We start from the raw sequence: 14,678 nt of genomic DNA, 5'->3' as shown, positions 1-14,678 counted from the left end.
TTTGTACCTCGTCGTCCGGTTCTTGCATTACAATGTCAATTACAGGTGCTTCTGGCACGGCATCTGCCGGTCTGGCGGAGTTCTCAATGAGCTTCGCCATTACGACAAATAGACCAAATGCTACAACAGCACCTAACAATATAGAAACGATTATCCTTACCATCTTAACCCCTCGCTGCAACCGACACGCGATCAATACCTGCAGCTTTAACCTGGTCCATAATTTCAACTACGATACCATGCTTGGCCTTGACGTCAGCCTGAATGATCACATAATCAGTTGGCTGTTCTGTAAGCAATCGCTCTAAATTAGCCCTAACGGCGTCCACAGCGACTTCACGTTTATCAAGCCAAACACTTCCATCTTCTGTTACAGCTATGAAAATGTTGGCGTTTTTGTGAAGAACCGCTTGGCTCGCATCAGGCTTATTTACCTCAATGCCTGCTTCTTTAACGAAAACAGTAGTAACGATGAAGAAGATGAGCATGATGAACACGATGTCCAACATGGGCGTCATATCAATAGACGCATCTTCTTCTTCGGTTCTGACTTTTCGAGCCATAATCGTTCTCTCTAGTGATGTGGCAGGCTATCAACTAAGCCTTCTTTTGCCATCTTCGCTTTAGCTTCGAGACGAGAACTGATGAATAGTCCTGACAGCGCTGCAACCATACCCGCCATAGTGGGGACTGTTGCCATCGAGATACCAGAAGCCATCAAACGGGCATTACTGGTGCCTTGCGTTGCCATTGTCTCAAATACGCTAATCATACCGGTCACTGTTCCCAGCAGACCTATTAGTGGACACATTGCCACTAATGTTCTGATAATTAGCATCCTAGCGTCTAAATCATCTGACGCCTGAGAAATCCATGCTTCACGGATCCTATGCGCATACCAAGAGGTAGTATCACTACGAGCATCCCATTTAGCGATGATATCTTTCTTCACCTTGGGGAAGACCGCAGTCATATACCAGTAGCGCTCAATCATTAATACCCACATGAGAAAGAGCGCGGCAGCGACAAAATAAAGTACATCGCCGCCGGTAGCGATAAAATCCCTGACAGATTCCCATAATCCAATCAGGTAAACCATATTACGCTTTCTCCGTCTCAGTGTGAGCAGCGATGATACCCGCAGTTTGCTCATCTAAGATGTGAACGATTGATTTGCTTCGAGAAGCCACGATGCTATGAGTAAGAATCAGAGGCAGCGCCGCGATGATACCCTGAGCAGTAGTTACAAGTGCCATTGAGATACTACCTGCCATCATACGAGGGTCACCCGTACCGAACAGTGTAATCGTCTGGAACGTTGCAATCATACCCAGTACCGTACCAAGTAGACCTAACAGAGGCGCGATAGCTGCGAAGATCTTGATAACGTTGATGCCACTTTCGATACTTGGCAACTCTTTCAAAATCGCTTCGTCCAGTTTCAATTCCAGATTTTCAGCATCAGCACCTTTGTTTTCTTTGTACACCATTAAGATGCGACCAAGTGGGTTGCTGCTTGAAGGGTTACCTGGATTTTTAAGCTGAGATTTGATTTTGCTGCCAGTAAGGAACAGTTGAATCAGTTTAAACAGGCCAATTAACAGACCAATGGCCAGCATACCTGTAATCACATAACCAACAACACCACCTGCTTTATAACGTTCCATCATCGTTGCTTTTTGCTTCAACAGACCAAGGATTGCGCCTTGAGATGGGTCAGCATAGAAAGGAACAAAGCCAGATGTGCTTTCTGTCATTTCTTGCGCAGAAGAAACTAGGTAGCTGTCAGGTTGACGACCAAGAGGCTGAACCACTTTGTTTTCAGCATCGTAGGCTAAGTAACCTTGATCACTAACCAAGTTAAATGTACCAACACGTACAACTGTTTGGTCAGACGTTCCGCCTTCCAAGTTAATGACGTTAGTGTTGAAACGAACAACTTGACCAGACTGAGTCATTTCAGTTTGCAGAGCAAACCATAAGTCTTCGAGTTCTTGGATATTAGGCAGACCTTTAGAGTCTTCAGACATTTCAGCAAGGAAATCGTCACGGCCAGGGAACTGGGCACTTACAATTGACGTAGAAATACGTCCAAATGCTTCAGAAGATGCCTGACGAACTACACCAAACATTTCACCCAATGTACCGGTAGCTTGGTCTAACTCTGCCGCTTTCTCATTCAAGGTGTCTTCATTTGCAGAGAACTGTTCAGAAAGGCGATCGCCACGATCTTGCTCAGCTTTAAGAGCGGCTTGCGCCTTTCTTAATAAAGCTTGCTTATCAGCTCTTGCAGATTGGAACTCAGCTTCACGCTGTTGGTTAATATTCGCTTCAGATACGCGATTTTGTTTAACCTGCTCCAGTAGATCCTGCAGGCTCATTGCTTCTTGTGCGTATGCACCGGAAGCTACCACTGCCAAGGTTGCAGCGGCTACAAGAGATTTGAATACTGGTTTCATTAACGCTTACTCCGCTGCTTTAATTGGTAACTTGATAAGATCCGGTGGAATAACACCGTTAGCCATTTTCACTGCATCAACGGTAGATGCCAGATACTCATCACCCAATGCTTGCCACGCACGTGCATCGTTATCCCAAACCCAAGCATGAGTCTGGTCTAATGAAAGTGCTAGGAACGCGGTACGGCCCAAGTTAAAGAAGTCAACGGTAACCTCTGTACCTTGATCGTCAATGGTACCTTGGTAAGACGACATCTTAGTACCGTACTCAACTTCTACAAGATACGCTTCAAGAACCTGACGGAACTGCTCAGAAACCGTCACGTTAGAGTTAGCCATCAGATCACGCAGACGTTGCACACGTTCACGACGCTCTTCTAAGTGAATTGGAACATCCAATTCAACAAATTTATCGAGACTGTCAATCATGCGAAACATGAGCGGAACAATTCCCTGCTTCGTCGCTTCGATACTATCGATTTGACGTTGTAGTGAATCGATTCCACGCTGCTGGTCTGCGACCAAGCTTGCAATGTAATCATTGTAGATTTTCAGGTTCTCTGTTTGATCTACAACTTGACGGTATTCAACTAGCAGTTCTTGTGACTGTTCGAACAGCGTGTTGATTTTTTCTTGAGATTTCGCTGCAGCAGCTTGAATCTTCGCATCTTCTTTTTGAAGATCAGATAGCTCCACTGCAGAGACAGCTGCACTACCAGTTAGTGCGAATGCACCGATCACAGTAGAAGCAATAAGAGTTCTCTTGCTCATCTTGGACATAGTTCCCAACCAAATTTCTTATTTGAATCCTCGCGCAAACAGACGGACTGTTTTAGCCAGGGGCGTAAAAACTTTATCAATGTTTTTAAGGAAGATAGTAATTACCTGTAAAACGGCATCACTACGAATCTCTAATACTCACACGGATTTATAGAATGAGTCAAGTAACACAGTCTTAACACCCAACCTTTCTGTGTTTGAATGCTTATTGATTAACCAGCCACAGATTGGTCATACCAGAATAAAGCGCTTAAGCCGGTGTATTTTCGTCTTATTTCCCGACAAATTCCTGATATTTTGCGACTAATTATTTAATTGTGACTATTTTACTTAACGAGCGAAAACCCAGACACACCTTACCCTGTCAATATTTGCCACCCTTTTAGTTAACAAAATATTAGCAATATAACGTGTATTTGCGAGCTTTATTACCTTTTAACCGTAAAGTCGATATTTTCAGTGATTTTTATTATTGAAATAAATGAAATTATTTTGCCTACCTATAACCAAAGGTAGTGATTCTTTTTTAATTTTTAGCCATTCTACCGTATTCACCCACATCAAATGCAACGGTAAGACGTTCTGCATCACTGTCAAATGGCGTAGTTCCGTGCCAGACAAATGAACGAAACAACACACAATGTAAGACATCAGGTTTAATCATGACATCAGGGGCTAGGTTGATATTGCCATAGCCATAGGGTTGACCTAGGGTTAACCACCCTTGTTTTTTATCTTCCTGACTCACTATATCAGGCAATGAAATATATACTACCCCAGAAATACGCCCGTTAGCATGAATATGATTATGGTGAAACCCTTTGCCCTCAAGACGCACTGACCAAGACCCCACATAATTAGGTGTACCGTCTTTTTTAACTAGGCGATGCTTATCTAATTGTTGCGCTTCGATAAACCTAAACACGGCCTTATCCACCGCCTGCTTTAACCGCACGATGAGCGGGTGTTGTAACGCAAACAGATGACCATGGGTTTGCGTCCCCTTCTCTAGCGTTTGGTTAATAGGCTGAGATACCGATGAATGTAGCGTTCGCAATACCGCCGCTAATTCTTTGGCCAATTCATTATGCTGCTGCGCGTTGTGTTGAGGGAACAAACACTGCTTTATATAAAGCTTATCAATAGCAAATCCCTGCCCTTTTGCCAAGCGCGCCGCCGTGTGCCAGTATGCTTTGATAAGCTGATTATCAGGCTCTTGTTCCCTTAACGCGGTGAGCTTCTCATACGCTGCGTCATATTGGTGTAACTCAAGCTGATTGATACTATGCTCTAAGCGACTTTTGACCGAAACAGGAAAGGTGTCTGCGATATGTTGATAGACGGCTTCTGCTTTTGCAAAATGTCCTTCATTTCGAAACGATGCAGCCCTTAATTCGTGCCAATATTCCAGGTTAGAAAATTGCTGATGCAGGTCAAGTTCATCCCGTAGTAATGGATACGCTTTGGCCTTTAGTAAATTATCCCCATAGGCAAAAAAGCCCGTGGCCGTTGATAATAAACCTGCTGTCTTAAAGGAGGTCAAAAAGTCATCTTTATGATCAAGCTGCCATTTAATGCGAGCAAGATTGACATGACTATCAATAAAATTCGGATTAAGCCCAATGGCTTTGTTGTAATTGATGATAGCCTCTTCTAGCTTCCCAAGATCTGCCTGCGCGTTAGCTAAATTGTGGTAAATGGCAAAATGAGACTGTTGCTCGCTAAGTGGTAAGAGGATTGACACAGCTTCTTGGGCATACCCATTCAAACGTAACAGAACCGCATGCTCATGAAGGTTCGCTACATCCTGTGGTTTGGCTGACACCACTTTTTCACTGTAAGTTAAGGCCGCATCATAGTGTTCTATATTGCGATAGTAATCCCGATTAAATTTATTAAAACTTAATGAGTCCTTCGCCAGTTGATTAAGGCATTGAACAAAATATTTTTGCGCTTCACTGAAGCGTTCACGTTTTATAGCTAAAAAGGTCAGCCTTTGTAACACCTCGCTAGGCGCTTTTTCTATGTCAGCGCCAGCAATCAGGCTTAATACTTTATATTCATTCTCCACATCCCCTACGGCACGATATAGCTTAACTCCAGCATCCTGCTGCCAACGCCTATTGGGAAATTTTTTTTTGCTGTCAGCTAACCAAGAAAATGCATCTTCGTATTTTTTTTGACTGTAAGTACAAAAAACCAGAAGTTGCCAAACCTGCTCGGCGGGTATTGGTGCTTGAGTAAGCTGAACAAGTAAGGGTTCCGCTTGACTAAATTGCTGCTTTTGAAGGTGCTGATAGGCTTGTTTGAATAGTGCTGATGGCGATATATATGTCATAAGATAATCACAATACTACACAATTTGGCAAAAAAAAACCGGTGCAAAGCACCGGTTTTATACTAACGCTAAATTAGAAACTTAGTGTTACGTTTGTGAATATATAACGACCTAATGTGTCGTAGAATCCAGCTACGGTATTTGCGTTTGTCGCTAATGTACTGTCAACCATTGGCGGCTCTTTATCCAGGATATTATTCACACCCAAAGAAACTGCAATGTTTTCAGTTACCGCATAATTACCCGTTAAATCGAAGAAGCTATAGCTTGAGATTTGACCGCCACCTTCAATATCTACTTCACCGAAGTATCTCCAGCGACCGATAACCGTCAAGTCATCTAGCGTGTAGTTAACACTTGCGTTATGACGCCATTTAGGCTGCGCAAAACAGTCAACACTTACCATGCCAGAACAATCATAATTTTGTTCAGGATCAGCTAATAAAGGCTGATATTCCTTCTCTAGGTTATATGAACCAATCATATTAACCATCACTGTGCCTTCACCAACATCAACAGAATAAGTTGCGTCAATATCTACACCACGCCATTTACGGCCACCAACGTTATCAGACAAGTTAACAATATACTCATCTTCTGAACGCCAGATTGTACCTGAACCACCACGAATCACGTTGTCACAGAAAGTCCCAGTATCGGCACAGATTTGAAGAATACGCTGGGCACCTACGTCACCAATCACTTCTTCCATCTCGATATCCCAGTAATCGATTGAGAAATCGAAGCCTTCAAATGGGTTACCGACCAAGCCGAGGGTGAATGTATCTGCTTCTTCAGGTTCTAGATCTGGGTTACCCCCAGTAAATTCATTGTACTGAGATGCTGGGTTGTCGTTAATAGAACCGTACTGAGATTCAGTGACCCCCATTTGCGCACACTGGTCGTATGTGAAGGTAGGATCATCTCCGGCACAGCCATCGGCGCCTTGCCATAAACCTACGCTTTGAATCGCAAACAATTCACTGACGTTTGGCGCACGAATGGCACGGTTGAAGCCTGCGCGAACTTTCCAGTCATCATTAATTGACCAATCAACACCAATCTTATAAGTGTTCTTACGACCAGACGTTGAGTAATCGGAAGTACGGAAGCCCAAGTCAAGCGCCAGCATATCGACTCCAGCTACGCCTTCTAAGATAGGAACGCTAAATTCAGCAAAGATGTCATTAACTTCATAGTTACCTATCAGGCTGTTAGTCGGTCCACCTTGACCGGCCAGAGAACCTTCTTGGTAAATGGTATCAGCTGTACGCTCGTAATCAGTTTCTCTACGTTCAAAACCGAATGACGCGGCAACCGGTGTTTCAGCAGACGGTACAGTAAAATCAAACTCACCAGAAACATAACCAGAGTATACAATTAACGAAGTAACACCCGTTAAGATAGCCGTACCAGAAAGCTGGGCCGCTTGCTCAGCAGTAACACCATAGGGTTGGAACACATTGTAGTACAGGCAGTCATCAGTACAGGTAGTACCGACAGCGCCGATACGTGGACCAATGGTGCTGATGTCTAAATCGTTGATATAAGCAGAAGAAGATGATGTAGAGGCATACATGTAGCTTAAGTCATAGCTCCACTCATCATTCAAATACCCTTCAACACCGGTCACAATACGGAACGAATTATGTTCAAGATTGTTAGCACGAGCACCACCTTCCACATTACGTTTACCGATTTGGGCAGTGAAGGTATCGCTATTTAAGTCACCAAATTCTTCAAGTAATTGATCAATTTGAGCATCACTAAATAAACCGGCTTCGTTATCGTAGCTTAGTTCATAAATTTCCGCATAGAAGGTACCCGACTCAGCAATTTGTCCTGATGTTCTGTCGTGCATGAATGAGGTTTCTAAATAAACCGTGGCGTTATCACTTAGTTCATATTCTGCAAAGGCACCAAGGGTAAAGCGCTCGTTTGGACGCATAAAGTGGTTGATTGGCGCATAGTTATAAAGGTTAGAACCGTCATAAGGATAGAACAAACCGTCTTCGCCCAAGCTCCAGAGTACCTCGTCATCAAAGCTCAAATCACCTGCATCATCATATACGTTGGGCGTAAAGTAGATGTTTGGCAATACAGCCGTGGATGAACCACCACAAGCCGTTGCGGTAGAATTTAGTGCACAGGAACTGTAATCACGCTCACCTTGCAGCATCTCATTGTTACGACGCCAGGTTGCATATGCCGTTACATGACCACGACCACCATCAATATCACCACCAGCGGTAATACTTAGGTTATAAGACTCGCCGCCTAAGCCACTGCCACCGCTTGGGTAGTCGTAGCCAGCATCGTCCATCAAGCCTTGAATGTATTTGTTATCGTTGTCATGTTGATAACCACCTGCACCGGCTTGAATTTCAAGACCTGTGAAGTCGGTATCCATTATAAAGTTAACAACCCCCGCTACCGCGTCAGCACCATAGGCAGTAGAAGCACCACCAGTTAGTACATCAACCCGCTTGATAAGCGCAGTTGGAATTTGGTTTACGTCAGGTGCTTGGCTATAGATACCACCTGGCTGTAAACGACGACCATTAACCAATACCAATGTACGGTTAGCACCCAAACCACGAAGGTCAAGGGTAGCCACACCGGTAGCACCGTTAGCTTGGAATGATGTTTCAGCGGCTTCGATTTGCGGCATGGAGTTCATCACGTCTTCTACACGGGTGAAACCGGTAGAACGAATCGCTTCCGCATCAATTGCCAGTACTGGGCTAGAAGTTTCGATATCGGTACGTTTGATACGTGACCCTGTTACTTCGATTTTCTCAACTTTTTCGGCTGAATCATCGTCTTGTGCGAAGGCTGATAAAGGTGTCGCAAGTGCAGCTGATGCTGCACCGAAGGCACAAGCAAGCTTCACTGACTTAGCCAGTCTTGAATTTTTAAACATGTATTGTCTCCCTGGACCACTAATATGATTTAGTGTGTGTAATTAAATCGTTTTAATACGACTTATAATTTTTTAAGGCATAACGCCTTGTGATTGATAATAACCACATAGTGATTAGGCGGTCAACAGACTTTGCAGAGCTAAGTTCCAAAAGTTCAATATTTTTTTTAATTTTTACATTATTAGGAAATCACTCTCGAATTAAATGTAAAAGTAACGTCAAGACGAAAAGAACAATCCTTATTATCGTATATAAAAGATAAATCATCTCATTTATGGAAAAAAAGATGATATTCACCACGAAAAAACACGTAAATTTCCCATTACCTATCATTACCAATGCTTTACACAATGGGTGGAATGTAAATTTGTCACAAGCTATTAACATTTTAGGATGGAGAATGTATTCCCGTTAGTCGTCTTTTTACTGCCCCCTTATGGTTCTATTTATTTGCTTTTCTAATTCGACTTTTACGGTATAACGACTATAAATTAAGAGTCATGCTCTGCGCAGAAATTGTGAATAGACCAAGAGGGTTTGAATGTGAAATGAAATTGGATGACGATATACACAACTATTATGAACAACTGGTACTCGAGCGCATTACAACATTGGGCTTGAATAAAACCAAATCTCAGGATTTTCTTGCTGATCTTTGCTGCCTTGCGTTAAATCAGGTGCCACCGAGATATATTCGCTATGAAGTGGATATGGCGTTTTACTTGCCTATAAACGAAAGGCAACAAATGGAAATGAATGTAGAATACGCTGTAGACAAGGCGTTACGCTTTTTAGAGCAAAATATGAAGAAGAAAAAGAGTGAGTAGATTGGGTGGCAGACCCCAGCCACATCCCGGCACATGAGTCGTCTGCTGCGGCTGCTCCCTTCCAGGCCTGACCGGATTCACAGAGTATCATTGCGAGAGGACCAAGGCCCACCATTGAACTTTGCTGTCACTTGAGACCACATCGTTAACCGATACAAATCTCAAGCGCGGCGCATTATGACGATTTGAAGACGAAGTTTCAACCCTTATAGTTAAATCGTTCTTCCGCAATAGCATTCGCAATACGGTTCGTTGCGCCTTGCTGGGCATCTGCCCGCTCATAGATCGAAGTTAAGGTATCACCAATCTGTTCAATATGTGAACGCAGCGCACCATTTGAAGAGGTCATGCGCTGATGATAGATGTCGATAACACCACCAGCATTAATTACATAATCAGGGGCATAAAGGATCCCAAGTTGACGTAAACACTCGCCCATTTCCTCACGAGCCAGCTGATTATTGGCCGCTCCTGCAATCACCTTCGCCTTAATTTGCGGTAAGGTTTCATCATTAATTGATGCACCCAGCGCACAAGGGGCAATGACATCCACGTCTAAAGCATAAAGGGCGTCTGGTGATACTGGCGTAGCACCAAATTCATTGACCGCTCGCTGAACACCTTCAGGATAGATATCCGTCACATAAAGTTTGGCGCCATGCTCATGTAGATGCTTAGCCAAGCGATATCCAACATGGCCCACCCCCTGTATTGCCACTTTAACGTCTTTTAAGTCGCAATTAAGCGCATATTGCACAGACGCTTTGAGACCGACAAACACGCCATATGCCGTAGAGGGTGCCGGGTTTCCATCAGGCTTTTCACCGTTGTAGTGGTAATTGGCCTTAACACCAGTGATGTAATCAGACTGGGTCGCCATGGTTTGTAGATCCGTCACACTGATGCCCGAATCTTCTGCGGTGTAATACTGACCACCCAAGGAGTCAACAAACTTTCCCATGGCCTGCATGAGGGCTTTTGATTTATGTTGTCTGGGATCGCCAATAATGACTGACTTGCCTCCACCCAACTTTAAATTAGCCATGGCTGATTTATATGTCATCCCCTTGGACAAGCGAAGTACATCGTTTAAGGCTTCGTTACTATTCCCGTACGGCCACATTCTACATCCGCCTAGTGCGGGCCCTAATTGGGTGTTGTGAACCGCGATAATGGCACTCAAACCCGAGGCTTTATCGTGACAAAATGCCACATGTTCGTGACTATCAAATTCAGGGTGCTCAAAAACAGACATGGATATTTCTTCTATTGCGCCAAAGATAGCCTATATTAACCAGTATCACGGAGGACAAATTTTGCGTTGTTTTGAGCAAGTTTTTCTCACTGGAAATGCGGTTAGTCCCATCAACTATAGACTAGGATATATATCCTAGTATCATAGATAGGATATAATAATTATCATATACCTAACGAGAATGTCATAAATGAAATTAGATAAATTTGACCGCGAAATTCTTCGGGTACTGCAACAAGATGCCACCGTATCAATGGCAGATCTCAGTCAGAAAGTGGGATTGTCTCATACCCCTTGTTGGCGGCGCGTCAAGCGGATGGAAGCCGATGGGATCATCCTGCGTAAAGTCACCCTACTGAACAACAAAAAGCTCAATTTGGGTGTCTCTGTGTTTATTTTCGTAACATTAAAAAATCACGATGGCGATTCACTCACCGATTTTGAAAATGCCGTGCAATCCATTAATGAGATTGTGGAGTGCCATACCACCAGTGGTGAAAAAGATTACCTGCTTAAAGTGGTAGTAGAAAGCATTGAGGAATATGAATACCTTTTAAAAACCAAGCTCACTCACCTGCCCTTGGTAGATCATTTAAGTTCTACCTTTGCCCTGAAACAAGTTAAAAACACAACAGAACTTCCCATTAAGAGTCAGTAGTTATGTTGCCACAGATTGCCCGGCTATTCTGGGCAATCTGGCTGATTTTCAGGTCTTGCAGCAATGAATGCCTCTAAGGATTCGCAATGCTCACAAATAGAAGAGATGAGTGGGAAAGCGGACATATCCAGTCCAAAACGTTTGGCAATATACACCTGCGGCACCAAACAAACGTCCGCTAGGGTGATATCAAAATCAAAGCAATATTTTCCGGCCTGGGTCTGCAAACGTTCCTCGATGGCTTTAAAACCGATTTGTGACCAGTTTCTTACCCAAGCAGCAACGGCGTCGTCATTTGCATGAAAATCCTCTCTGAGTGTATTTAATACCCGTAAATTACCCAGGGGCTGCATTTCCATGGCAATATCGTAAGCCAACGCGCGGACCCGCGCTCTTTCTAATGCATGCTGTGGTAAAAGCTGAATCGTCTCAGGATAGCGTTCATCAAGATATTCTATAATGCTAAGAGACTGGTTCAGCGCGAAATCTTCATCATCGTCCACCAGTGCGGGAACTAATTGCGCTGGATTTAATCGTTTGAAGGTATCGTGGGTTTGTTCGCCCCCTTCTTTAACCAGGTGAACGGGCACATACTCATAATCAAGCCCTTTTAAGTTCATGGCGATACGAACCCGATATGTAGCGGAAGACCGCCAGTACCCATAAAGTTTGAGACTCATAAATTGCTCCTTATCCACCTTTTTAATCAAGTGGTTTAACGCGCTGTTCAATGGCACCGAATATACTTTGACAAGCATCGGTAAGCATTTCAATACGTATTTTATCTCCAAACTGCATAAAAGGGGTGGATGGATGCCGATGCAACAGGGTTTCGACCATACGTCTTTCAGCAATGCAGGAATAGCCCACGCCTCCTTCGCCAATACAAGCGCCCTCGCTAAGATCTTGTCGATTAGATACCGTACCTGAACCTATGATGCTTCCGGCCCTTAAGTTACGGCTTTTAGCGGCATGAGCAATAAGTTGTGCGAAATTAAATGTCATATCCTTACCTGCATGGGGTTGACCAAATAGCACCCCGTTATAGGTAGACCTTAATCGATGATGTACCTTGCAACTTTGCCAGGCATCCCCTAATTCATCAGGCGTTACCGCCACAGGAGAGAAACTACTGGCCGGTTTCGACTGGAAAAAACCAAAGCCTTTTGCCAACTCACCGGGGATCAAATTGCGCAGCGACACATCATTGACCAGCATGATCAAACGTATCCGTTCCGCCGCCATGGTTTCACTGCAAGCCATGGGGACATCATCAGTCACCACCGCCACCTCAGCTTCAAAATCGATGCCCCATTCATCACTAGGTAAAATAATATCGTCTCTTGGGCCGATAAAATCATCGGAGCCCCCTTGATACATTAACGGATCTGTCCAGAAGGTTGCAGGCATTTCGGCGCCTCTCGCGCGTCTGACCAACTCAACATGGTTCACGTAGGCACTGGCATCGGCCCATTGATAGGCTCTTGGTAGTGGTGATTCACACCGTGACGCCTGAAACGTTACGCCATGAAGACGTCCCTCATTCAGCTGTTGATAACGAGCCTCCAATTTATCCGCCAGTTGATACCAATGATCCAAGGCATATTGTAGCGTTGGCGCGATATCACTCACGTTGATTGCGGTAGTCAAATCCCGAGACACCAACATCAACTGACCATCCCGTTGCCCATTTTTGTAACTTGCAAATTTCATTTTTTGCGCTCCGCTGTTGGCCCCTGCCAGCTATCCACGTAGGCAGCATTTTCAATTTCAACCGCCGAAGGGGAAACCTCAAGGGCATCTCTAGCATCCAACATCACCGCCACTTCATCGATAAAGGTTTTAGGGTTGCTTCTGGCCACCGCAAATGCGTTTGGGTGAGGACCGTGAGTAATACCAGCGGGATGTAACGTCACCATCCCTGTATCAATATTATCGCGGCTGAAAAAGTCGCCTTGGTGGTAAAACAAGACTTCATCAAAATCATCGTTATTATGATAAAACGGTACTTTTAAGGCGTCAGGATCGCTTTCCACCGGACGAGGGACAAAAGTACAGATCACAAATCGTGGAGCAACAAAGGTCGTATGGGCAGAAGGTGGCAGGTGATAGCGATGGCTCATCACTGGCCGAATATCCCGCCAGTTCAATTTGACCACACTGACATCCCCATGCCAGCCAACGGCATCCAATGGATTAAAAGGATAGGTCACAACCGAGAGGCGATTATGACGCTTTATCATGACACGCCAGGTATTTTCGTCCTGCTGCGCTAAAAAAGCGTTATTGATTTCAGGGGTTGTTAATACTGCCGGATCAAAAATGGCGTGATGACCCAAGATGCCTTTATCGGGCAATTGGTAGGCCTCGTTAGTGGCCTCAATCATTAACAATGCCATGGTATCTTCAGGTACCAAACGCCACATTGTTGAGCGGGGCAAAATAACATAGTCACCGGATTCAATATGTAGGTGACCAAAGTCACAATATAGTTCTCCAGCCCCACTATGAACAAACATTAAGTCATCCCCATCGGCATTTCTGGCCAACGTATCCATGGGACCTTTGCAGATCCAAAAGCGATACTGACAATGACGGTTTTGCAACAGAACCGGCGCATCAAAGGGTGAATCAGCATCATCATTTTTAAGCTTGTTCAAATTAAATGCGCGGGGACGTAACTCCCCTTCCCAATGACACCAACTGGTGGGTGGATGTTTGTGATGTAAATGGGTAGCGGGGCCAAAGAACCCATTGCGTCCTACTTCACGTTCATAAATGGCGCTGTCAGGGAAATCCGCATGGGCCTGTTTGGAATACCGGCCCTGGGTTTGAGGTAATCGGATCCAGTTAGCCATTTTGCTTCTCCTGACTTACCACGCCTCGGCGAATTTGATCAAGCTCGATAGATTCAAATAGCGCTTTGAAATTCCCTTCCCCAAACCCCTCATTCCCTTTGCGCTGAATAATTTCGAAAAAGACCGGACCTATTACCGTATCGGTAAATATCTGCAACAAAATACCGTCTTTTTGTGGCGCTCCATCAATCAGTATACGTAATGCCCGCAACTGTTCGACGTCTTCACCGTGACCGGGCAGGCGCTTATCTACGCCATCGTAGTAGGTTTCTGGGGTATCCATAAACGGCATACCTCTGGATTTCAACTCGGACACCGTAGCAAAGATATCCGTGGTGGATAGCGCAATGTGTTGAATACCTTCACCATTATATTGGCGAATAAACTCTTCAATCTGGGATTGATCATCCACCGATTCATTAATCGGAATACGGATTTTTCCACAGGGCGAGGTCATTGCTTTGCTCACCAAGCCGGTGAGCTTGCCTTCTATATCAAAATAGCGAATCTCCCGGAAATTACCGATGCGCTCATAAAATCCTGCCCAGTGATCCATATTTCCCCGGCACACATTATGAG

General features: G+C 44.4%; 13 protein-coding genes, 1 other RNA gene and 1 pseudogene. 2 read left to right on the top strand and 13 right to left on the bottom strand.

Annotation, left to right across the window (positions count from 1 at the left end; all coding sequences use genetic code 11):
- The 7 genes and pseudogenes from V5298_RS16265 to V5298_RS16235 all read right to left on the bottom strand — a co-directional run.
- Nucleotides 1–163, bottom strand: a pseudogene (locus V5298_RS16265) (energy transducer TonB); the annotation flags it as partial.
- Between the two features lies 1 nt (nt 164).
- Entirely contained in the window at nt 165–563 is a 399-nt protein-coding gene (locus tag V5298_RS16260; protein ID WP_332932493.1) for a biopolymer transporter ExbD, read from the bottom strand.
- An 11-nt stretch (nt 564–574) separates the two neighbouring features.
- Nucleotides 575–1,099, bottom strand: a complete 525-nt coding sequence (locus V5298_RS16255; protein WP_332932492.1) for a MotA/TolQ/ExbB proton channel family protein — start codon at nt 1,097–1,099, stop codon at nt 575–577.
- A gap of 1 nt (nt 1,100) precedes the next feature.
- On the bottom strand, nt 1,101–2,459 hold the full coding sequence (locus tag V5298_RS16250) for a MotA/TolQ/ExbB proton channel family protein (protein WP_332932491.1): 1,359 nt from the start codon (nt 2,457–2,459) through the stop codon (nt 1,101–1,103).
- A gap of 6 nt (nt 2,460–2,465) precedes the next feature.
- Nucleotides 2,466–3,230 carry a DUF3450 domain-containing protein gene (locus V5298_RS16245; RefSeq protein ID WP_332932490.1) on the bottom strand — a complete coding sequence of 255 codons (765 nt, stop codon included), beginning with the start codon at nt 3,228–3,230 and terminating at the stop codon, nt 2,466–2,468.
- A gap of 535 nt (nt 3,231–3,765) precedes the next feature.
- Entirely contained in the window at nt 3,766–5,577 is a 1,812-nt protein-coding gene (locus tag V5298_RS16240) for a putative 2OG-Fe(II) oxygenase (RefSeq protein WP_332932489.1), read from the bottom strand.
- Between the two features lie 73 nt (nt 5,578–5,650).
- Nucleotides 5,651–8,500: a TonB-dependent receptor domain-containing protein gene (locus V5298_RS16235; protein ID WP_332932488.1), complete on the bottom strand. Its 2,850-nt coding sequence runs from the start codon at nt 8,498–8,500 to the stop codon at nt 5,651–5,653.
- A gap of 549 nt (nt 8,501–9,049) precedes the next feature.
- Here V5298_RS16235 and V5298_RS16230 point away from each other — a divergent pair.
- Nucleotides 9,050–9,328 carry a late competence development ComFB family protein gene (locus V5298_RS16230; protein ID WP_332932494.1) on the top strand — a complete coding sequence of 93 codons (279 nt, stop codon included), beginning with the start codon at nt 9,050–9,052 and terminating at the stop codon, nt 9,326–9,328.
- Nucleotides 9,329–9,338: 10 nt separating this feature from the next.
- Here the strand turns inward: V5298_RS16230 and ffs are convergent.
- Together ffs and V5298_RS16220 are read right to left on the bottom strand one after the other, a co-directional pair.
- An RNA gene (gene ffs / locus V5298_RS16225) (signal recognition particle sRNA small type) lies at nt 9,339–9,435 on the bottom strand.
- Nucleotides 9,436–9,527: 92 nt separating this feature from the next.
- The gene (locus tag V5298_RS16220; RefSeq protein WP_332932487.1) at nt 9,528–10,583 is read right to left on the bottom strand and encodes a Glu/Leu/Phe/Val dehydrogenase dimerization domain-containing protein; all 1,056 of its coding nucleotides are present in this window, start codon (nt 10,581–10,583) and stop codon (nt 9,528–9,530) included.
- Nucleotides 10,584–10,773: 190 nt separating this feature from the next.
- Here V5298_RS16220 and V5298_RS16215 point away from each other — a divergent pair, with 190 nt between their 5' ends.
- Nucleotides 10,774–11,241 carry an Lrp/AsnC family transcriptional regulator gene (locus tag V5298_RS16215; protein ID WP_332932486.1) on the top strand — a complete coding sequence of 156 codons (468 nt, stop codon included), beginning with the start codon at nt 10,774–10,776 and terminating at the stop codon, nt 11,239–11,241.
- Between the two features lie 23 nt (nt 11,242–11,264).
- On the opposite strand, the gene maiA is transcribed toward V5298_RS16215, so the two are convergent.
- From maiA to hppD, 4 genes are all read right to left on the bottom strand, one after another.
- Nucleotides 11,265–11,921, bottom strand: a complete 657-nt coding sequence (maiA, locus tag V5298_RS16210) for a maleylacetoacetate isomerase (RefSeq protein ID WP_332932485.1) — start codon at nt 11,919–11,921, stop codon at nt 11,265–11,267.
- A gap of 22 nt (nt 11,922–11,943) precedes the next feature.
- Nucleotides 11,944–12,954 (bottom strand): fumarylacetoacetate hydrolase family protein, encoded by a 1,011-nt coding sequence (locus V5298_RS16205; RefSeq protein ID WP_332932484.1) that lies wholly within the window; start codon nt 12,952–12,954, stop codon nt 11,944–11,946.
- Complete coding sequence (locus V5298_RS16200; RefSeq protein ID WP_332932483.1) at nt 12,951–14,099, bottom strand: homogentisate 1,2-dioxygenase; 1,149 nt, start codon at nt 14,097–14,099, stop codon at nt 12,951–12,953. Before V5298_RS16200 ends, V5298_RS16205 begins: the two co-directional genes overlap by 4 nt.
- Nucleotides 14,092–14,678: 4-hydroxyphenylpyruvate dioxygenase (gene hppD, locus V5298_RS16195; RefSeq protein WP_332932482.1), on the bottom strand; the 587-nt coding region annotated here is incomplete at its 5' end. The genes V5298_RS16200 and hppD, both read right to left, overlap by 8 nt.

Source organism: Alteromonas sp. 14N.309.X.WAT.G.H12 (assembly GCF_036697315.1).
Lineage (GTDB): Bacteria > Pseudomonadota > Gammaproteobacteria > Enterobacterales > Alteromonadaceae > Alteromonas.
This window is presented reverse-complemented; position numbering and strand designations above follow the sequence as displayed.

Bases quoted from the DNA above. Each gene is read 5' to 3' on its own strand.
- V5298_RS16250 (WP_332932491.1), bottom strand. From the start codon at position 2,459: ATGAAACCAGTATTCAAATCTCTTGTAGCCGCTGCAACCTTGGCAGTG.
- V5298_RS16260 (WP_332932493.1), bottom strand. From the start codon at position 563: ATGGCTCGAAAAGTCAGAACCGAAGAAGAAGATGCGTCTATTGATATG.
- V5298_RS16245 (WP_332932490.1), bottom strand. From the start codon at position 3,230: ATGAGCAAGAGAACTCTTATTGCTTCTACTGTGATCGGTGCATTCGCA.
- V5298_RS16230 (WP_332932494.1), top strand. From the start codon at position 9,050: ATGAAATTGGATGACGATATACACAACTATTATGAACAACTGGTACTC.
- V5298_RS16215 (WP_332932486.1), top strand. From the start codon at position 10,774: ATGAAATTAGATAAATTTGACCGCGAAATTCTTCGGGTACTGCAACAA.
- V5298_RS16240 (WP_332932489.1), bottom strand. From the start codon at position 5,577: ATGACATATATATCGCCATCAGCACTATTCAAACAAGCCTATCAGCAC.
- maiA (WP_332932485.1), bottom strand. From the start codon at position 11,921: ATGAGTCTCAAACTTTATGGGTACTGGCGGTCTTCCGCTACATATCGG.
- V5298_RS16235 (WP_332932488.1), bottom strand. From the start codon at position 8,500: ATGTTTAAAAATTCAAGACTGGCTAAGTCAGTGAAGCTTGCTTGTGCC.
- V5298_RS16205 (WP_332932484.1), bottom strand. From the start codon at position 12,954: ATGAAATTTGCAAGTTACAAAAATGGGCAACGGGATGGTCAGTTGATG.
- V5298_RS16220 (WP_332932487.1), bottom strand. From the start codon at position 10,583: ATGTCTGTTTTTGAGCACCCTGAATTTGATAGTCACGAACATGTGGCA.
- V5298_RS16255 (WP_332932492.1), bottom strand. From the start codon at position 1,099: ATGGTTTACCTGATTGGATTATGGGAATCTGTCAGGGATTTTATCGCT.
- V5298_RS16200 (WP_332932483.1), bottom strand. From the start codon at position 14,099: ATGGCTAACTGGATCCGATTACCTCAAACCCAGGGCCGGTATTCCAAA.